We start from the raw sequence: 20,035 nt of genomic DNA on the forward strand, positions 1-20,035 counted from the left end.
CCTTATGGCTGTACCACAATATTTTCCTGCGAAGGATCGACATGCTGCATTTGCAGTTTTTCCATCGCCGTTCTTTCCACGCGGCTGTGATCGCCCAGCGCATTCTCTTCCAGAATCAGGTTGCGCCATTCGATATCCAGCGCGTCGCGTTCCAGCACCAGCTGCTCGCGCTGCGCGGTGAGCAGGCGGGTTTTATGCGCCGTGGTCACCACCAGCACCGCAGACACCAGCACGGCGACAGCCAGGATCAGCGGGATTTTGCCGTGGCGTAAAAGATCGCCTGCAATCACGCCGGGTAAACTGTGTCGCTCGTTGCCGATCATGCGTCTGTTCTCTCAGCAATACGTAATACGGAACTGCGCGCGCGCGGGTTTTCCGCCACTTCCGCTTCGCCCGGCATCATTTTGCCCAGCGCTTTAAGCTGACGGCCGCCGAGCTTGCTCAGCTGCGCTTCCGTCATCGGAATACCGGCCGGAACCTGCGGGCCACGGCTCTGTTCGCGCATAAAGCGTTTGACGATACGGTCTTCCAGCGAGTGGAAGCTGATCACCGACAGGCGGCCCTGCGGCGCCAGCGCGGAAAGCGCGCCTTTCAGCGCTTTTTCAATCTCTTCCAGCTCGCTGTTGACCCAAATACGGATAGCCTGGAAGCTGCGCGTTGCCGGATGCTTGAATTTATCTTTTACCGGCGTAGCGGCATAAATCACGTCCGCCAGCTCTTTGGTGCGGGTCATTGGCTGCTCGCGGTTGCGCTCGACGATGGCGCGCGCGATGCGTTTTGCGAAGCGCTCTTCGCCAAAGGTTTTCAGCACAAAGGCGATATCGCTCTCCTCTGCCTGAAGCAGCCACTGCGCAGCAGATAAGCCTTTGGTCGGATCCATGCGCATATCCAGCGGGCCGTCGCGCATAAAAGAGAAGCCGCGTTCGGCATCATCCAGCTGCGGCGAAGAGACGCCCAAATCCAGTAAAATGCCGTCGATGCGGCCGGTCAGCCCGCGCGCGTCAACATACTCCGCCAGCGCGGAGAAAGGCCCATGTATAATGGTAAAGCGCGGATCGGTAATGGCGGCGGCGGCGGCAATAGCCTGCGGGTCGCGGTCGATGGCGTACAGACGCCCCTGTTCGCCCAGCGCGGAGAGGATCAGTCGGGAATGCCCGCCTCGTCCAAAGGTGCCATCAATATAGATGCCGTCTGGTTTGATATTGAGGCCGTTGACCGCCTCGTCCAGCAGCACCGTGGTATGTTTAAAATTTTCCTGCATAGCTATAATGACAAGTCCTGCAAGCGCTCAGATAGCGGTTCCTGAGACGACTGCTCCGCGTCAATATCCTCCCTGACTTGTTGATACCAGGTCTGTTCATCCCACAGCTCAAACTTGTTAAACTGTCCAACCAGCATCACTTCTTTGGTCAGATTCGCGTGCTGACGGAGCGTACCCGCAATCAGCAAACGGCCTGCATTATCCATCTGGCATTCGCTGGCATGACCAAGCAACAAGCGCTGAATACGGCGCTCTACCGGGTTCATGCTCGATAAGCGAGCCAGCTTACGTTCAATAATTTCCCATTCAGGCAGGGTGTAAAGCAGCAGGCATGGCTGATGGAGGTCAATAGTACACACCATTTGCCCCTGAGATTCCCCGATCAGCGTTTCGCGGTAGCGCATGGGCACAGCCAGTCGCCCTTTGCCGTCGAGATTGACTAACGTTGCTCCACGGAACATGCCAGTCTTCCCCTTTGGTTACCCTTAAGTCCCACTTTACACCACAAATTCCCACCCGGAGGAGTGTACGGAGCGGAGGAAATCATTGTCAAGCGACAGCGCAGGCCCTGAAGAATTATTTCTTTTCCAGAAAAAACAGCAAAGAGTTAAAAAAGAAGCGCCTTTAGCGCGCTATCGAAAATTAAACTAATGAATAGTGACGGGAAATTGATGAGAAAGTCTGAGTTGTTCAAAAATATACCAGCCGTTACCCGTAAAATTCCGGCCGCCAACTTTAGCCGTTGACCGGTATTTTAAGGAATTTCCTAAGAAAATGGCCTGATAGTGCCGTTCTGCCTGATGCGGCAGCGAAGGCGTGTCGCTAACGTTTTAATAAGCGTGCATTTTCGGAAAGTTAAAATCATTTGAAACTTTATCTTTACTTTTATTTACGCTAACGACAAACCAAAAACGCACCGGTCTTATTTGGGCATCCGGCACCGCGCGAAAAGTTGCGAAACCAGAAAAATAAAAGGTGCCAATAAAAGACACCCTTTTAGCAACTGATTAACTTCCTTTACGGCTCAGGCGTCCACGCCGGTAAAGATTGCGACGGATACGCGTCAGGCCGGGTTTTGGCTTACGCGGCTCGTCCAGGCTGGCCAGCACCAGTTCCAGCACCCGCTCGGCCACGTCGCGATGACGCTGACCTACCGCCAGTACCGGACAATCCAGAAAATCCAGCAGCTCATGATCGCCGAAGGTGGCTATTGATAAATCGGTCGGCATCCGCCCTTCCCGCTTCAGCGCCACGTCCATCACGCCCTGCAGCAGACCAAAAGAGGTGGTAAACAGCGCATCGGGCATGGCGTGCGTTTCCAGCCAGGTTTCAAACAGCGCCGCCGCCGCCGTGCGCTCAAAGCTGTTGGCATAGATATAGTCGATATGGCGCTCGTCGCCCTGCCACGCCTGGCGAAAGCCCATTTCACGCAGGAAGCTGACGGACAGCTCCGGCAGCGCGCCGAGGTAAAGAATGGATTCAGCCGGCTGCTTGCGCAGTTCGGCCGCCAGCATCTCGGCATCATCCTGATCGGCGCCGACGACGCTGGTGAAGTGTTCACGATCCAGCGCGCGATCCAGCGCTACGATCGGCAGCGGATCGTTAATCCAGCGCTGATAAAAAGGGTGTTCCGGCGGCAGGGAGGTCGAAACGATAATCGCGTCTACCTTGCGCTGTAACAGGTGTTCCACACAGCGCATTTCGTTATCCGGCTGATCTTCGGAGCAGGCGATCAGCAGCTGATAGCCGCGCTGACGGGCCTGGCGCTCCAGATAATTCGCGATCCGCGTATAGCTGGTATTCTCTAAATCGGGAATAACCAGGCCTATCGAGCGGGTACGCCCTGCCCTTAAACCTGCGGCGACCGCATTAGGGTGATAATTATGCTCGCGAACCACCGCCATGACTTTTTCTACGGTCTTGTCGCTGACACGATACTGCCGGGCTTTTCCGTTTATAACGTAGCTGGCCGTCGTGCGCGATACACCAGCAAGACGCGCAATTTCATCCAGTTTCACAATAACTCCACGCTTCAGGCACCATGACGGCGCAGAAAAAATAGCCATGTCGCGGCTAAGGATAAGATAATCTTACATCTAACGGCTGCGCCAGCAACCTCTTTTAGTCCCAGTCGGGAGCTTTCTGGCAAAAATAAAAAAACCCGGCATTACGCCGGGTTAGAAGCTTTTCGCAATTATCACGCGGGGCAATCAGCGCATAATTCGCTCGCCGCGCGCAACACCGACAACGCCTGAACGTGCAACCTCAACGATTTCCGCCACTTCACGAACGGTGCTTAAAAAAGCGTCCAGCTTGTCGCTGGTGCCCGCCAGCTGAACCGTATAAAGCGAAGGCGTCACGTCGACGATCTGCCCACGGAATATTTCCGCGCTACGCTTAACCTCTTCACGCCCGTAGCCGGTCGCCTGGATTTTCACCAGCATGATCTCGCGCTCGACAAACGCGCCCTGGCCCAGCTCCGTGACGCGCAGCACGTCCACCAGCTTGTGCAGCTGCTTTTCAATCTGCTCCAGCACCTTCTCGTCGCCCACGGTCTGAATAGTCATCCGCGACAGCGTCGGATCGTCAGTAGGCGCGACGGTCAGGCTTTCGATGTTGTAGCCGCGCTGAGAAAAAAGCCCTACTACCCGCGATAATGCGCCGGATTCGTTTTCCAGCAGTACCGATAAAACACGACGCATAATTATGTCCTCTCCGTTTTGCTCAGCCACATTTCGTCCATTCCGCCGCCGCGGATCTGCATCGGGTAAACGTGCTCGCTGCCGTCAACGTTAACGTCCACAAACACCAGGCGGCCTTTACGCAGCTCTACCAGCGCCTGGCTCAGTTTTTCTTCCAGCTCATGCGGATGATTAATGCCGATGCCGACATGGCCGTAAGCCTCCGCCAGCCTGATAAAATCGGGCAGCGACTCCATATAGGATTGCGAATGCCGTCCCGAATAGATCATATCCTGCCACTGCTTCACCATGCCCAGATAGCGATTGTTAAGGCTCAGCACCAGCACCGGCAGATTATATTGCAGCGCGGTCGACAGCTCCTGAATATTCATCTGAATACTGCCGTCGCCCGTGACGCAAACCACGGTTTCCTCCGGCAGCGCCAGCTTGACGCCCAGCGCGGCAGGCAGGCCGAAGCCCATCGTGCCCAGACCGCCCGAGTTGATCCAGCGGCGCGGCTTGTCAAAGGGATAATAAAGCGCGGCGAACATCTGATGCTGCCCCACGTCGGAGGTCACGTAGGCGTCGCCGTTGGTCAGACGCCAGATCGTTTCGATCACCGCCTGCGGCTTGATTTTCTCGCTGCTGCGATCGAACGCCAGGCACTGACGCGCTCGCCACTGTTCGATGCTCTGCCACCAGTCGCGCAGGCTGTCGCAATCCTGCTCGCTGTGCTGTTTTAGCATCTCCAGCATCTGCTTCAGCACATCGCGGGCATCGCCGACGATAGGCACGTCTGCCGGCACGGTTTTGGAGATAGTCGCGGGATCGATATCAATATGCAGCACCGTCGCGTTCGGACAATACTTCATTAAATTATTGGTGGTGCGGTCATCGAAACGCACGCCAACGGCGAAAATAACGTCGGCATTGTGCATCGTCATATTCGCTTCATAGGTGCCGTGCATCCCCAACATGCCTAAACACTGGCGATGGGTGCCGGGGAAAGCGCCCAGGCCCATCAGCGAGCAGGTCACCGGCAAATTGAGTTGTTCGGCGAACTCGCGCAGCTCGTTGGCGCAGTCGGCATTGATTACGCCGCCGCCCGCATAGAGAACGGGTTTTTTCGCCGCCAGCAGGCTTTGCAGCGCGCGCTTGATTTGGCCCCGATGCCCCTGCGTCGTGGGATTGTAAGAGCGCATACTGACCGATTCCGGCCACTGATACGGCAGCTTGTTCGCCGGATTCATCATATCTTTTGGCAGGTCGATCACCACCGGGCCGGGACGCCCGCTGGCCGCCAGCCAGAAGGCTTTTTTCACGACGGTGGGGATATCTTCAACCTGCCTCACCATAAAGCTGTGTTTGACGATCGGCCGCGAAATACCGACCATGTCGCACTCCTGGAAGGCGTCATAGCCAATAAGGGAGGAAGGAACCTGCCCGGAGAGCACGACCATAGGAATAGAATCCATATAGGCGGTGGCAATGCCGGTAATAGCGTTGGTGGCGCCCGGCCCGGACGTGACCAGCACCACGCCGGTTTCGCCGGTAGCGCGTGCGTAGCCATCGGCCATATGTACAGCGCCCTGCTCATGGCGCACCAGCACGTGGTCAATGCCGCCCACGGTTTGCAATGCGTCATAGATATCCAGTACTGCCCCGCCGGGGTAGCCGAACACATGTTTTACGCCCTGATCGATTAACGATCGGACCACCATCTCGGCTCCTGACAACATCTCCATTTTTGCCTCCAGGCTTTAAGGTGCTGATTTACCGACGTGCTTAACGCGCTTATGCAGAAAATAACGCCTGCCTGCCGATAAGTTCAAAACCTGTGTTTATTCAACCGCTAAAAATATTTTCAGCGGCCAGGTACAGGGCGATGCCCGTTTTATTTTTGCTTTGAGTGAAGATTTACCATAACCGCAGAAAACCCGACAGGCAAACGTCCTGCACGTGACTGATGAATGAAAGCCCTCATTAAGGCACTACCTGTTTCGCTAACGCGTCGACGTTTACACTAACTATTCGCCAGGAAAAAAGCGGTTTATGCTGACTGCGCTTTATTTTCCAGTGTGATCGTTTCGTTATTAATGAGTGAACTTCTTTGAATAAAGTTTACCTGTTCAAACATCGCGGCGGATTTAGTTTTTTCTGCTGCTTCCCGATCTATCTGAAAAAGAATGCGCTAACTAACCGGGCATTGTTGGTGAAAGTTGTTTATAAGAAAAACCTATGTAATATACTGATAAAAAAGGCTATTTTTGCTAAAAACCGCCAGCACTCCCTTTTGTTTTTCGATGGTTTTCTGCTGGGCGGCCTGCCGTACGCCTTTTTGTTCTGTCTGCCTTTGCTGAGCCAGAATAATTTCTCTGCGCTGATTTTACGTCGCTAATTATAACCTTGTGACTCGCCTTGACATCGCCCCCCGCTTTCAAGTATCAATAAAGGAACAGCAAATTTATGAGGCCTGACTCAATGATCCGTACCCTCCTCCTACCTGGTCTACTACTAAACGCATATTTATGCGCGGTAGACTTGTGGGCGGAATGAATCACTGATTCAGGCTTGCAAACTAAAAAACCCGCGCTACTGCGCGGGTTTTTTTATGCTCGTAGCATTAGCGATGCAAACATGAAAGGAATTATCTGATGAGCCAACAAGTTATTATTTTCGATACCACGCTGCGTGATGGCGAACAGGCATTACAGGCCAGCCTGAGCGTGAAAGAGAAATTGCAGATAGCGCTGGCGCTGGAGCGTATGGGCGTTGATGTGATGGAGGTCGGTTTTCCGGTTTCTTCGCCAGGCGACTTCGAATCCGTGCAGACTATCGCTCGCCAGGTAAAAAACAGCCGTGTTTGCGCGCTGGCCCGCTGTGTGGAAAAAGATATCGATGCGGCTTACGAAGCGCTGCGCGTGGCCGAAGCCTACCGCATCCACACCTTTCTGGCGACGTCGCCCATGCATATCGCCACCAAGCTGCGCAGCACGCTGCCGGAAGTGATCGAGCGCGCCGTGCGTATGGTAAAACATGCGCGTAACTACACCGACGACGTCGAATTTTCCTGCGAAGACGGCGGTCGGACGCCAATCGACGATCTGTGCCGCGTCGTGGAAGCCGCCATCAACGCCGGCGCCACTACCATCAATATCCCTGACACCGTGGGCTACACCCTGCCGAGCGAGTACAGCAACATTTTCACCCAGCTGCGCAACCGCGTGCCCAATATCGACAAAGCGATCCTGTCAGTGCATACCCATGACGATTTGGGCATGGCGGTCGGCAATTCTATCGCCGCCGTGCAGGCTGGCGCGCGCCAGATTGAGGGCACCATTAACGGTTTGGGCGAGCGTGCAGGCAACTGTGCGCTGGAAGAAGCCATCATGGCGATAAAAACCCGCAGCCAGCTGATGAACGTGCATACCCATATTCACCATCAGGAAATCTACCGCACCAGCCAGCTGGTCAGCCAGATCTGCAATATGCCAATCCCGGCCAATAAAGCCGTGGTGGGCAGCGGCGCTTTCGCCCACTCCTCCGGTATTCACCAGGACGGCGTGCTGAAAAACCGCGAAAACTACGAAATCATGACGCCGGAATCGATCGGCCTGCACCAAATCCAGCTGAACCTGACCTCTCGCTCCGGTCGTGCGGCCGTGAAACACCGCATGGAGGAGATGGGTTACAAAGAGCAGGATTACAATCTGGACAGCCTGTACGACGCCTTCCTGAAGCTGGCCGATAAAAAGGGCCAGGTGTTCGATTACGATCTGGAAGCGCTGGCCTTTATTAACAAGCAGAACGAAGAGCCGGAACATTTCCGCCTGGACTACTTCAGCGTGCAGTCCGGCTCCAGCGTGATGGCAACCGCTTCGGTCAAGCTGAACTGCGGAGAAGAATCCATCGCCGAAGCCGCGACGGGCAACGGGCCGGTGGATGCCGTTTACCAGGCGATCAACCGTATTACCGACTTTGATATCGAGCTGGTGAAATATCAGCTGACCGCCAAAGGCCACGGCAAAGATGCGCTGGGCCAGGTTGATATCGTGGTGAACTATAACGGCCGTAAATTCCACGGCGTGGGCCTGGCGACGGATATCGTGGAATCCTCCGCCAAAGCCATGATCAACGCCCTGAACAATATCTGGCGCGCGCGCCAGGTCGAGCAGGAACTGCAGCGCAAAGCCAACGAAAAGGAAGCCGTATAATGACAAGGACTTATCATATTGCCGTATTGCCGGGCGACGGCATCGGGCCGGAAGTCATGGCGCAGGCCGCGAAGGTGCTGGATGCGGTACGTCAGCGTTTCGATCTGCGCATCACCACCAGCGAGTATGACGTCGGCGGCATTGCCATCGACCGTCACGGCGAGCCGCTGCCGCCGGCCACCGTGGCGGGCTGCGAACAGGCGGATGCGATCCTGTTTGGCTCCGTCGGCGGCCCGAAATGGGAACACCTGCCGCCAGCGGAGCAGCCGGAGCGCGGTGCGCTGCTACCGTTGCGTAAGCACTTCAGACTGTTCAGCAACCTGCGGCCGGCCAGCCTGCATCAGGGGCTGGAAGCGTTCTGCCCGCTACGCGCCGATATCGCCGCCAAAGGCTTCGATATTCTGGTGGTGCGCGAGCTGACCGGCGGCATCTATTTTGGCCAGCCGAAAGGCCGTGAAGGTAGCGGCCAGCACGAGCGCGCCTTTGATACCGAGGTTTATCACCGCTTCGAGATCGAACGCATCGCCCGCATCGCCTTTGAATCTGCCCGCAAGCGCCGTAAAAAAGTGACGTCGATTGATAAAGCAAACGTGCTGCAATCGTCCATTTTATGGCGGCAGATCGTAACGGAAGTGGCGCAGGATTACCCGGATGTCGAGCTGCATCATATGTATATTGATAACGCCACGATGCAGCTGATCAAAGAACCTTCACAGTTCGACGTTATGCTTTGCTCTAACCTGTTTGGCGATATTCTCTCCGACGAGTGCGCGATGATTACCGGCTCGATGGGGATGCTGCCTTCCGCCAGCCTTAACGAACAGGGTTTTGGCCTGTTTGAACCGGCAGGCGGCTCCGCGCCGGATATCGCCGGAAAAAATATTGCCAATCCTGTCGCTCAGATCCTGTCGCTGGCGCTGCTGCTGCGCTACAGCCTGCAAGCCGCCGACGCGGCCGATGCCATTGAGCAGGCCATCAGCCGCGCGCTGGCAGAAAATTACCGTACCGGCGACCTGGCTGGCGACGGCGACGCCGTCGGCACCGAGGAGATGGGTTCCGTTATCGCCCGATTTATCCGCGAAGCCTGATTATGAAAACATTATACGAGAAGCTGTTTGACGCCCATGTCGTGTATGAAGCGCCTGACGAGACGCCGCTGCTTTATATCGACAGGCACCTGGTGCATGAAGTGACCTCGGCGCAGGCTTTTGACGGTCTGCGCGCGCACGGCCGCCCGGTGCGTCAGCCGGGTAAAACTTTCGCCACGATGGATCACAACGTCTCTACGCAAACGCGGGATATCAACGCCAGCGGCGAGATGGCGCGCATTCAGATGTCGATGCTGATCAAAAACTGCGAAGAATTCGGCGTGCGGCTGTACGATCTGAAGCATCCTTTTCAGGGCATTGTGCACGTTATCGGGCCTGAACAGGGCATGTCGCTGCCCGGTATGACCATCGTCTGCGGCGATTCGCATACTTCTACCCACGGCGCTTTCGGCGCGCTGGCGTTTGGCATCGGCACGTCAGAAGTCGAACACGTGCTGGCAACGCAGACGCTGAAGCAGTCGCGCGCTAAAACCATGAAGATCGAAGTCGTGGGGCAGACGGCGCCGGGCATTACCGCCAAGGATATCGCGCTGGCGATCATCGGTAAAACCGGCAGCGGCGGCGGCAACGGGCACGTGGTGGAGTTCTGCGGCCCGGCCGTGGAGCAGCTCAGCATGGAAGGCCGCATGACGCTGTGCAATATGGCGATTGAGCTGGGCGCGAAAGCGGGCCTGGTCGCGCCGGATGAGACCACGTTTAATTATGTGAAGGGCCGCCAGTTTGCGCCCAAAGATGGGGCCTGGGAACAGGCAGTCGCCTACTGGCGCACGCTGAAATCCGATAGCGGTGCCCGCTTTGATAAAGTCGTGACGCTTAATGCCAGTGAGATCGCGCCGCAGGTCACCTGGGGCACCAATCCCGGCCAGGTGATCGCCGTCAACGACGTCATCCCCGATCCGGCCAGCTTCAGCGATCCCATTGAACGCGCCTCGGCGGAAAAAGCGCTGGCCTATATGGATCTCAAACCGGGCATCAGGCTGACTGACGTGCGGATTGATAAGGTATTTATCGGCTCCTGCACCAATTCCCGTATTGAGGATCTGCGCGCGGCGGCCTCCGTGGTCAAAGGGCATAAAATCGCCGCTGGCGTGCAGGCTTACGTCGTGCCCGGCTCCGGGCCGGTCAAAGCGCAGGCCGAAGCGGAAGGTCTGGATCAAATCTTTCTGGCTGCCGGTTTCGAATGGCGCCTGCCCGGCTGCTCGATGTGTCTGGCGATGAATAACGATCGCCTGAGTCCGGGCGAGCGCTGCGCCTCAACCAGCAACCGTAATTTCGAAGGCCGCCAGGGCCGTGGCGGACGTACGCATTTGCTCAGCCCGGCGATGGCCGCCGCTGCGGCGGTAGCCGGTCGCTTTGCCGATATCCGCGAGCTGGATCAGGAGTAACTATGGCGAAAAAATTTACGCAGCATACGGGCGTGGTGGTACCGATGGACGCCGCCAACGTCGACACCGACGCCATTATCCCGAAGCAGTTTTTACAGATGGTGACGCGCACCGGTTTTGGCCGCAACCTGTTTTACGACTGGCGCTACAAGGATGCGGAAGGTCAGATCCCTGACCCGGACTTTATCCTGAATAAACCGGCCTTTCGCGGCGCCAGCATTATGCTGACGAGGGAGAACTTCGGCTGTGGATCTTCGCGCGAACACGCGCCCTGGGCGCTGACCGACTACGGTATCCAGGCGATTATCGGCAGTGATTTCGCCGATATTTTTGCCAATAACGCGTTTAATAACCAGCTGCTGCTGGTAACGTTAAGCGAAGCCGAAATGGATGCGCTGTTTCAACGGGTCGCCGCCGAGCCGGGCGTCAGCTTTACCGTGGATTTGGACAGGCAGGAAGTGGTGGCAGGCGACAAGCGTTACGCTTTCAGCATCGATCCTTTCCGTCGTCACTGCCTGTTGAACGGGCTGGATAGCATTGGCCTGACGCTGCAGCACGAAGCCAGCATCAGCGAGTATGAACGGCGGCAGCCAGCGTTCTTGCGCTAGCTTCAGTCGGGTTAAAAGCGGCCCGAGCGGGCCGCTTCCCTCCACTCAAACATCCTTCACCTTAGCCGACATCGCCAAAGCCGCGACGGCGAGGATCAGCGCGCCCCAGTAAACCGAATAGTGGCCGAACGTTTCTGCCAGCGCGCCCTGCAACACGCCCGCCAGGATCACGCCGGTCGAAATGCTGTTGGTAAAAAGCGTGGTGGCCGCACCCGGTCTGCCGGGCATCAGATCCTGAAAATAGAGCATGCCAATCCCGGCGATGATGCCGATAAAAATAGCGTTGAAAATCTGTAGCGCCAGCAGCGCCGCACGCGAGTGAAACAGCACCAGCCCCAGATAAAACAGCACGCCCGCCGCCACGGCAAACAGCATCATATTGCGCTTGCCGAAGCGCTTAACATAGTGCCCGGCCAGCAGCATCGCCGGGATCTCCAGGCCCGCCGCCACGCCCATCAGCAGGCCCGCCAGCCTGTCCGGCAGGCCCAGCACGCTGCTGATATAAAGCGGCATATCAATGATATACATGGTGTTGCAGGTCCACATCAGCAGCGAGGCGATAAACAAAAGCCGCACGTCTCTGTTTTTCCACGCGCTGATTTGCGTGATAACCACCTCCGGCGACTGTTCCACCCGTGGTACAGAAGGCAGCGCAAACCAGATCAGCGCGATGCAGAGCACAAACAGCGCGGCGGCAACGGAAAACATGGTGGTAAAGCCGTAGTTCAACGCCAGCGCGAAAGAGAGCGGCGGGCCAATCACCCACGCCAGCGAAAGCTGGGCGCGCATTACCGAACTGAACATCACGACTTCACGCGCAGAGCTGTCCGCATACTCGCGCGCCAGCGCAAAAATTTGCGGCATGGCGACGCTGGCCAGCGCCGACAGCAGCACGCCAAAAGTGATCAGCGTCAGATAATCGCGGTTAAAAGCGAACAGCAGCGCGTTGCCTGTCGCCATCAGACAGCAAAAGAGGATCAGCATACGTCGATCGCCACGGTTGTCCGATCGTTTCGCCAGCAGCAGGCTGACCGCAATACCGGCAATTGCGTTCACGGTATAAAACAGCCCGACCCAGAATGGCCGCTCGCCCACTTCGCGCGTCAGAAACAGGCTCAGCGTTGGCGCCTGTAGCGCCCCCGCGATACCCACCATAAAAGAGACAGCCATAAAAGCGAGGTAAACCGGGTTAATACGACGTTGACGCGTAAGCAACGATTTCATACCACATCCCTTGCAAATAAAGAGGCCCGCACGCGGGCGCAAACAGCAAGCATAGAAGAAAACGGGAAATGAAAAAAGCCAGCGGGCAAGACGCCTGCTGGCTGGTGAAAGCACACCCTACTCAGATATAAAGTCTTGAAAGCGCGCCATTCAAAAGAATGCCTCCCGCACTTTCATCGCTAACCAGTATTGCCTTAATATAGGGCAAGAAAAACAGGCGACTTTTCAGCAAGAGTTCCCCTTTTATGCAATCAACGCGTTTACAGCAGCAGTTTATCCGGCTCTGGCAGAGCTGCGAGGGCCAGCCGCAGGAAACCACGCTCGACCAGCTGGCGCTCCAGCTTAGCTGTTCGCGTCGCCATATGCGTAACCTGCTTGGCGCCATGCAGCAGGCGGGCTGGCTAACCTGGCAGGCAGAAGCCGGGCGCGGCAAGCGCTCGAAGCTGACGTTTCACTATACGGGCCTGGCGCTTCAGCAGCAGCGCGCGGAAGACCTGCTGGAGCAGGATCGCATCGATCAGCTGGTGCAGCTGGTCGGCGATAAAAATACCGTGCGGCAGATGCTGCTCTCTCATCTCGGCCGCAGCTTTCGCCAGGGAAAACATATCCTGCGGGTGCTCTATTATCGCTCGCTGCTGAACCTGAATCCCGCCACCGCGTTGCGTCGTTCGGAAACGCATCTGGCCCGGCAGATCTTCAGCGGCCTGACGCGCATAAATGAGGAAAACGGGGAAATCGAGCCGGATATCGCCCACCACTGGCAGTCGGTTTCTTCGCTGCACTGGCGCTTCTATTTACGCCCTGCGGTGCATTTCCATCACGGACGCGAGCTGGAGATGGCGGATGTGATCGCCACGCTGGAACGCGCGCGGACGCAGCCGCTTTTCGCCAATATCGTCCGTATTCACTCTTCCACGCCCTGGACGCTGGATATTCATCTGCACCAGCCCGACCGCTGGCTGCCGTGGCTGCTGGCGGGCGTCGGCGCGCTGATCGTGCCGAAAGAGTGGCCTTTTCTGCCCGATTTCAGCCGTCAGCCCGTCGGCACCGGGCCCTATGCCGTGGTGCGTAATCAGCAGAGCCAGCTTAAGATCGAAGCCTTCGACGCCTATTTCGGCTACCGCGCGCTGCTTGATGAGGTCAACATCTGGGTATTACCGGAAATCAGCGAGGAGCTGGTCTATTCCGGCGTCAGGCTGGAAGGCGGCAGCCTGGATGAAAAATCGGAAGAGAGCCGCCTTGAAGAAGGCTGCTATTTTCTGCTGTTCGACCAGCGTTCGCCGCTGGGACGGGACGAGCAGATCCGTCGCTGGGTCAGCGCCATCGCCAACCCGATAGCGCTGCTGAACCGCGCCGGAGCGGGCTATCAGCGCTACTGGTTTCCGGCCTACGGGCTGCTGCCGCGCTGGCATCATCGACGCGATCTGGACGCGCCGGAAAAGCCGACGGGCCTGACCTCGCTTACGCTGACCTGGTATGGCGATCATCTTGAGCATCAGGCTATTGCTAATTTGCTCCATCCGCTGCTGGCTGCGCAAGGGGTGACGCTGGTCACGAAGCAGGTCGATTACGCCAGCTGGCATCAGGGCGAAGCGGAAAGCGACATCTGGCTGGGCAGCGCTAACTTTACCCTGCCGCTGGAGTTTTCGCTGTTTGCCCTGCTGTATGAGATCCCGCTGCTGCAACACTGCGTGCCGATTGACTGGCAGCAGGATGCGCAGCGCTGGCGCGAACAGCAGCTGCCGCTGGCCGACTGGAGCAGGCAGCTGATCGCCGACTGCTACTTTCATCCGCTTTTCCATCACTGGCTGCTGCTGGAAGGCGAACGCAGTATGCGCGGGGTGCGCATGAATACGCTGGGCTGGTTTGACTTCAAGTCCGCATGGTTTGCACCGCCCGAATCATGATGCTTTCGCTACCCTGTAGAAATCATTAGAATAAGCCGTTCTCAACGGGGTGCGCGGCATTGGCCGACGCTGAGATAAACCCGTCGAACCTGACCCGGCTAATACCGGCGTAGGGATTTGAGAGTGCTTCACCTGCTCAGATCGCGCGTCGCCTGACCCTCAAGGAACTCCAGGTGCTAAAAAAAATCCTGCCTCTGCTGCTGCTCTGCTCGCTTTCCGCCGTTGCCGCCAAACCCGCGCTGACGGTCTATACCTATGACTCTTTCTCTTCCGAATGGGGACCCGGTCCGGCCATTAAAAAGGCTTTTGAGGCCGACTGCGGCTGCGAGCTGCGCTATGTCGCCCTGCCCGACGGCGTCGCGCTGCTGAACCGCCTGCGTATGGAAGGGAAAAACAGCCGCGCCGACGTGGTGCTGGGGCTGGATAACAACCTGCTGGACGCGGCGGAAAAAACCGGCCTGTTTGCCGCCAGCGGCGTCGATACGCGCAGCGTCACCGTGCCGGGCGGCTGGTCAAACAGCACTTTCGTTCCCTACGACTACGGCTGGTTCGCCTTTGTCTATGACAAAACTAAACTGCAAAACCCGCCCAAAAGCCTGAAAGAGCTGGTCGAGGGCAGTCAGCCGCTGAAAATTATCTACGAAGATCCGCGCACCAGCACGCCGGGACTGGGCCTGCTGCTGTGGATGCAGAAAGTCTATGGCGATAACGCGCCCGCCGCCTGGCAGAAGCTGGCGCAGAAAACCGTGACCGTGACCAAAGGCTGGAGCGAGGCTTACGGCCTGTTTCTGAAGGGCGAAGCCGACATGGTGCTGAGCTACACCACCTCACCCGCTTATCATTTGATTGCCGAGAAAAAAACGCAGTATACCGCTGCCGACTTTAGTGAAGGTCATTACCTCCAGGTGGAAGTCGCCGGGCAGCTTAAAACCAGTAAACAGCCGCAGCTGGCGCAGAAGTTTATGCAGTTTATACTGGCTCAGCCTTTCCAGCAGACCATTCCGCAGGGCAACTGGATGTATCCCGCCGTGGCGGGCAAGCTGCCGGCAGGCTTTGACACGCTGACCCTGCCGAAAACCACGCTGCAATATTCGTCGCAGAACGTTGCCAGCCATCGCAGCCAATGGATCAGCGAATGGCAACGCGCCGTCAGCCGCTAGCCAGCTATCAGCCTTCAGGCAGCCTCGTTCCTGGCTGCCTGGCCGCCACGCTGCTGGTCGCCGTGGCGCTGCTCGCCTTTATCGCGCTGGGGCGCAACGCGCCGGTCAGCGCCCGCGCGCTTTGGGAAGACAGCTATCTGTGGCACGTCCTCCGCTTTTCCTTCTGGCAGGCGTTTCTCTCCGCTTTGCTGGCGCTGACGCCCGCCGTGCCGCTGGCGCGGGCGTTGTATCGCCGCCGCTTTCCGGGCAGGCAACTCGTGCTGCGCCTTTGCGCGATGACGCTGGTGCTGCCGGTGCTGGTGGCGGTATTCGGTATCCTCAGCGTTTACGGGCGTACGGGATGGCTGGCGTCGCTGTGCGCCTGGCTGGGCGTGGACTATCACTTTACGCCTTATGGTTTGCAGGGCATTTTGTTGGCGCACGTCTTTTTTAACCTGCCGCTGGCCGCCAGGCTGCTACTGCAAACGCTGGAGCAAATCCCCACCGAACAGCGCCAGCTGGCCGCGCAGCTGGGCGTCACGGGCTGGCATCAGTTTCGCCTGGTTGAGTGGCCCTGGCTGCGGCGCCAGCTGCTGCCGGTCGGCTCGCTGATCTTTATGCTCTGCTTCGCCAGCTTCGCCACCGTGCTGGCGCTGGGCGGCGGCCCTAAGGCCACCACTATCGAGCTGGCGATTTTTCAGGCGCTGAATTTTGATTACGATCCCGGCCGCGCCGCCTTACTGGCGCTGCTGCAAATGATCTGCTGCCTGAGCCTGGTGTTGCTGAGCCAGCGGCTGAGTAAAGCGCTGCCGTCAGGCACCACTCATCTGCAAGGCTGGCGGGATAAGCAGGAAGCGCCGGGCGCGAAGCTGCTGGACGGCGTACTGCTGTTGCTGCTGCTGCTGCTGATCGCGCCGCCGCTGTTGGCCGTGATTGCCAGCGGCCTGAACAGCAACCTGTTTAGCGTCCTGCAACAGCCCGCGCTCTGGCAGGCGACCTTTACCTCGCTACGCATCGCCCTGGGCGCCGGCGTGCTCTGCGTGCTGCTGACCACGATGCTGCTGTGGAGCAGCCGCGAGCTGCGCCTGCGCCAGCAGCCTTTCGCGGGCCAGCTGATGGAGCTGAGCGGAATGCTGATCCTGGCGATGCCGGGGATCGTGCTGGCGACCGGTTTTTTCCTGTTGCTGAACGATACCCTCGGTCTGCCGCAGTCTGCGGACGGCATTGTTATCTTTACCAATGCGCTGATGGCCGTGCCCTACGCGATGAAAGTGCTGGAAAATCCTTTGCGCGATATCGCCGAGCGCTACAGCCGCCTTTGTCTGGCGCTGGATATTCGCGGGCTGAACCGTCTGCGGCTGATCGAGCTGCGCGCGTTAAAACGGCCGCTGGCGCAGGCGCTGGCGTTTGCCAGCGTGCTGTCGGTCGGCGATTTCGGCGTGGTGGCGCTGTTCGGCAACGAAGATTTCCGCACCCTGCCGTTCTGGCTTTACCAGCAGATGGGCGCCTATCGCAGCGAGGATGGCGCGGTGACCGCGCTGCTGCTGCTGCTGCTCTGCTTTCTTTTGTTTACCCTGATTGAAAAACTGCCGGGACGCCATGCTGACGTTGACTAACCTTACCTGGATCTACCAGCATCTGCCGATGCGCTTTTCCCTGTCGATGCAGGCCGGGGAGCGCCTGGCGATACTTGGCCCCAGCGGCGCAGGTAAAAGCACCCTGCTGAGCCTGGTAGCGGGTTTTCTTACCGCCGACAGTGGCGAACTGCGGCTGAACGGCGAAGATCATCGCGCTACGCCGCCGGCCAGGCGGCCGGTTTCCATGCTGTTTCAGGAAAATAACCTGTTTCCCCATCTTACCGTGGCGCAAAATATCGGGTTGGGGCTGCATCCGGGGCTGCGGCTGACGGCGGAACAGCAGCGAAGCTTGCAGACGATTGCGGAGAGGGTCGGTCTGGAAGACTATCTGACCCGTCTGCCGGGCGAGCTTTCCGGCGGGCAGCGTCAGCGCGCCGCGCTGGCCCGTTGCCTGGTGCGCCAGCAGCCGATCCTGCTGCTGGACGAACCGTTCTCGGCGCTGGATCCGGCGCTGCGTAAAGAGATGCTGGCGTTGACGGATGAAGTTTGTCGGGAAAGAAAGATGACGCTGCTGATGGTGTCGCACAGTATTGAGGATGCGGCGCGCATCACGCCGCGCAGCGCCCTGGTGGTCGATGGCCGGATTTTCTGGGACGGCAGCACTTCTGCCTTGCTTAACGGTGAGGTCAAAGAGGCGGCCATATTAGGCATTAGCCTGCGGTAACGACGGCGGCGCCTGGTTTACATACCGGGCCTCTCTGCCTTAAGCCGAGCCACGTCGTAAGCATTCGCTGGCATAGCTACAGTCCACATTAAACTGGTACTGCTAACTAAGTCATCTTTCCTGCAACGGCACAGATATATTGATATCAACAGGGCCAGACGGCTTTATTTACTTATTAAATATTTTCCTTTTTATTGACATATATTAACGCACAGGAATAGTCACCTTATTCATCTGTTAATTCAACTCAGAAACAAACTATTATCCTGTCATAAATAAAATGAATGATGAATGTCATGTAAGTTACATAAAGATATGTTACTAATGCGATATAGCAAGCATGACCAGAAATCTATTTTATTAAAGGAAAACAGGCAATGATTGATGCGCAAAAAAAGACGATATTAATCACCGGTGGGTCTAAAGGGCTTGGCCTGTCCTATGCCAGAGCGCTGGCGAAAGATCATCGGGTTATTATTACCGGCAGAGATGCGCAAAGACTGGCCGAACTTGAAGAGGAGTTTGGCGGTGCCGTTCACTGCCTCCAGTGCGACGTTACCGATCGGGTCGCGGTTGCCGCCTGCTTTGCCAGCATAGCCGACAAGTTTGGTCATATTGATGTTGTGATCAACAACGCCGGCGTCTGGGGGCCGGTAGATAAATTTGCCGATATCGAACTGGACGACTGGTTTGAGGCCATCAATATTAACCTGCTTGGCCTTTCTTATTGCACGCATGAGGCGCTAAAGCCAATGCGTGTGAAAAAGCGTGGGATTATTATTAATATCGTCAGTAATGCCGGGGTTTACCGCTGGCCTTATTGTACCTCTTATTCCGTAACCAAAGCGGCCGTGATTAAATTAACCGAAAATCTTGCGGTTGAAATGAAGCGTGAAAATATCTCTCTTTACGCCTATCACCCCGGCCTGGTTCATTCCACCGGCATGGTAACGAATCTGATTGATACCATCACCGACAGCAACAGCGCTCGTGGAAAAGCCTTGCAGTGGGTATATGATGAAAAAGATGCCGGGAATACCGTTGATGAAACGCAAAGCCTGATCAATATTGAAAAACTGTGCAGCGGGAAATACAGGTCGTTAAGCGGACTTTATCTTACCGTCAGAGACGATCTCGATTTGCTGCTGGAAAGAAAAAGGGAAATCCGGGAAGGCGACCTGTTTATGTTAAGGGTCAACGGGCTGGCTGTTTAGGCCCGCCGTTTCTTCGTCTGAAAACCGCCTCGTATCTTCAGTCTGCAAAGTATTCACCTGGCCGCTTGCGTTTATGGCAAACGGCCGGGTTTTGTGTAAAACATCATGCCATCTTGTGCGTCATTCCCCGCTGTTTTATGTTTAATCCTCCCTGGCAATTAACCGGAGCAGCCTGATGGTCGAAAACCACACTGTCTGTACTATTTTTCAGGGGCGTGCCGGAGACCATAACGATCTTGCGATCCCAGCGGCCAAATCCCTTGGTAACGCGCTGGCATCCTGCCTCGGCCAGCGGCCGACTGTTATCGGTACGCCCAAACCGGCGCTGAGCGCAGGCTGGCGCGAAGAACTGGACGCGGCCATGCCCGATTTGCACGCGGTACAACAACATTTTGCCGCCGTGTTTGCCTCCGGAGCCGTTTCCGTAGCGGCCACCAGCCGCTGTGCCGTGTCGCTGGCGACGCTGCCCGCGCTGGCGCAACATTATCCCGACGCTTGTCTGGTGTGGTTCGACGCGCACGCCGATCTCAATACGCCGGCTTCTTCCACCAGTGGATTTCTGGGCGGACTGGCTCTGGCCGGGCCGCTGGGCCTTTGGGACACCGGCCTGGGCAGCGGTATCAGGATGGAACAGGTCGTGCTGGTCGGCCAGCGCGATCTCGATCCTTTTGAAGTGAACCTGATCGAGCAGCACAATATTTCCTGCCTTCCGCCCGGTGAAGATTTGCCGGATCGCCTGCGTAAGGCCGTTGCTGGCCGTGCGGTTTATGTGCATCTGGATTGCGACGTGCTGGCCCCGGGCACGGTGCCGACAGATTATCAGTCAGAGGGAGGATTAACGCTGGCGGAACTGACGGCCTGCTGCGAAGTGCTCGCCTGTTCGTCTTTAATCGGTATAGAGATAGCGGAATTGCAGAACGCCTGGCAGCCGGAAGGGCCGCCAGTTTCGCCTGAAAAATTGGTAGCCGCGCTGATGCCGCTACTGCAATAGC

The 20,035-nt window shown here is 57.2% G+C and carries 18 protein-coding genes and 1 riboswitch; of the genes, 11 read left to right on the top strand and 7 right to left on the bottom strand.

All coding sequences use genetic code 11. The features are described from left to right. Window positions 1–2: 2 nt before the first annotated feature. The 6 genes from ftsL to ilvI all read right to left on the bottom strand — a co-directional run bounded on the left by ftsL (window position 3) and on the right by ilvI (window position 5,687). A complete protein-coding gene (ftsL, locus tag ACA373_RS20500) occupies window positions 3–323 on the bottom strand; it encodes a cell division protein FtsL (protein WP_253455285.1) in 321 nt (106 codons plus the stop codon). Then, entirely contained in the window at window positions 320–1,261 is a 942-nt protein-coding gene (rsmH, locus tag ACA373_RS20505; RefSeq protein ID WP_253455286.1) for a 16S rRNA (cytosine(1402)-N(4))-methyltransferase RsmH, read from the bottom strand. Before rsmH ends, ftsL begins: the two co-directional genes overlap by 4 nt. Window positions 1,262–1,263: 2 nt before the next feature. Then, the gene (gene mraZ / locus ACA373_RS20510; RefSeq protein ID WP_125288986.1) at window positions 1,264–1,722 is read right to left on the bottom strand and encodes a division/cell wall cluster transcriptional repressor MraZ; all 459 of its coding nucleotides are present in this window, start codon (window positions 1,720–1,722) and stop codon (window positions 1,264–1,266) included. Between the two features lie 546 nt (window positions 1,723–2,268). Beyond that, complete coding sequence (gene cra / locus ACA373_RS20515; RefSeq protein WP_253455287.1) at window positions 2,269–3,279, bottom strand: catabolite repressor/activator; 1,011 nt, start codon at window positions 3,277–3,279, stop codon at window positions 2,269–2,271. A 192-nt stretch (window positions 3,280–3,471) separates the two neighbouring features. Then, a complete protein-coding gene (gene ilvN / locus ACA373_RS20520) occupies window positions 3,472–3,963 on the bottom strand; it encodes an acetolactate synthase small subunit (RefSeq protein ID WP_125288984.1) in 492 nt (163 codons plus the stop codon). A 2-nt stretch (window positions 3,964–3,965) separates the two neighbouring features. Continuing rightward, window positions 3,966–5,687, bottom strand: coding sequence for an acetolactate synthase 3 large subunit (ilvI, locus tag ACA373_RS20525; protein ID WP_253455288.1), 1,722 nt, complete (start codon window positions 5,685–5,687; stop codon window positions 3,966–3,968). Between the two features lie 365 nt (window positions 5,688–6,052). On the opposite strand from ilvI, the gene ACA373_RS20530 reads away from it, so the two are divergent. The 5 genes from ACA373_RS20530 to leuD all read left to right on the top strand — a co-directional run bounded on the left by ACA373_RS20530 (window position 6,053) and on the right by leuD (window position 11,258). Continuing rightward, window positions 6,053–6,340, top strand: a complete 288-nt coding sequence (locus ACA373_RS20530) for a hypothetical protein (RefSeq protein ID WP_253455289.1) — start codon at window positions 6,053–6,055, stop codon at window positions 6,338–6,340. Between the two features lie 256 nt (window positions 6,341–6,596). Beyond that, complete coding sequence (gene leuA, locus ACA373_RS20535; protein ID WP_253455290.1) at window positions 6,597–8,156, top strand: 2-isopropylmalate synthase; 1,560 nt, start codon at window positions 6,597–6,599, stop codon at window positions 8,154–8,156. Further along, on the top strand, window positions 8,156–9,244 hold the full coding sequence (leuB, locus tag ACA373_RS20540; RefSeq protein WP_253455291.1) for a 3-isopropylmalate dehydrogenase: 1,089 nt from the start codon (window positions 8,156–8,158) through the stop codon (window positions 9,242–9,244). The genes leuA and leuB overlap by 1 nt, the downstream gene beginning before the upstream one ends. A gap of 2 nt (window positions 9,245–9,246) precedes the next feature. Then, on the top strand, window positions 9,247–10,650 hold the full coding sequence (gene leuC / locus ACA373_RS20545; RefSeq protein ID WP_370735006.1) for a 3-isopropylmalate dehydratase large subunit: 1,404 nt from the start codon (window positions 9,247–9,249) through the stop codon (window positions 10,648–10,650). Between the two features lie 2 nt (window positions 10,651–10,652). After that, entirely contained in the window at window positions 10,653–11,258 is a 606-nt protein-coding gene (gene leuD / locus ACA373_RS20550; RefSeq protein ID WP_253455293.1) for a 3-isopropylmalate dehydratase small subunit, read from the top strand. Between the two features lie 45 nt (window positions 11,259–11,303). Here leuD and ACA373_RS20555 read toward each other — a convergent pair whose 3' ends face one another. Then, on the bottom strand, window positions 11,304–12,482 hold the full coding sequence (locus tag ACA373_RS20555) for a sugar efflux transporter (RefSeq protein ID WP_253455294.1): 1,179 nt from the start codon (window positions 12,480–12,482) through the stop codon (window positions 11,304–11,306). 245 nt (window positions 12,483–12,727) lie between these two features. On the opposite strand from ACA373_RS20555, the gene sgrR reads away from it, so the two are divergent. The 6 genes from sgrR to ACA373_RS20585 all read left to right on the top strand — a co-directional run bounded on the left by sgrR (window position 12,728) and on the right by ACA373_RS20585 (window position 20,034). Then, a complete protein-coding gene (gene sgrR, locus ACA373_RS20560) occupies window positions 12,728–14,389 on the top strand; it encodes an HTH-type transcriptional regulator SgrR (RefSeq protein ID WP_369895541.1) in 1,662 nt (553 codons plus the stop codon). A gap of 35 nt (window positions 14,390–14,424) precedes the next feature. Further along, window positions 14,425–14,523: riboswitch (TPP riboswitch) on the top strand. Window positions 14,524–14,562: 39 nt separating this feature from the next. Further along, entirely contained in the window at window positions 14,563–15,549 is a 987-nt protein-coding gene (thiB, locus tag ACA373_RS20565; protein WP_370735007.1) for a thiamine ABC transporter substrate binding subunit, read from the top strand. After that, complete coding sequence (gene thiP, locus ACA373_RS20570; protein WP_301251464.1) at window positions 15,525–17,144, top strand: thiamine/thiamine pyrophosphate ABC transporter permease ThiP; 1,620 nt, start codon at window positions 15,525–15,527, stop codon at window positions 17,142–17,144. The genes thiB and thiP overlap by 25 nt, the downstream gene beginning before the upstream one ends. Then, complete coding sequence (thiQ, locus tag ACA373_RS20575) at window positions 17,128–17,829, top strand: thiamine ABC transporter ATP-binding protein ThiQ (RefSeq protein ID WP_301251466.1); 702 nt, start codon at window positions 17,128–17,130, stop codon at window positions 17,827–17,829. Before thiP ends, thiQ begins: the two co-directional genes overlap by 17 nt. A 377-nt stretch (window positions 17,830–18,206) precedes the next feature. Then, on the top strand, window positions 18,207–19,043 hold the full coding sequence (locus ACA373_RS20580) for an SDR family oxidoreductase (protein WP_253455299.1): 837 nt from the start codon (window positions 18,207–18,209) through the stop codon (window positions 19,041–19,043). 175 nt (window positions 19,044–19,218) lie between these two features. After that, window positions 19,219–20,034, top strand: coding sequence for an arginase family protein (locus ACA373_RS20585; RefSeq protein WP_301251468.1), 816 nt, complete (start codon window positions 19,219–19,221; stop codon window positions 20,032–20,034). Window position 20,035 lies beyond the last annotated feature (1 nt).

This window comes from Erwinia sp. STN24 (assembly GCF_041320675.1).
GTDB classification, from domain to species: domain Bacteria; phylum Pseudomonadota; class Gammaproteobacteria; order Enterobacterales; family Enterobacteriaceae; genus Erwinia; species Erwinia aeris.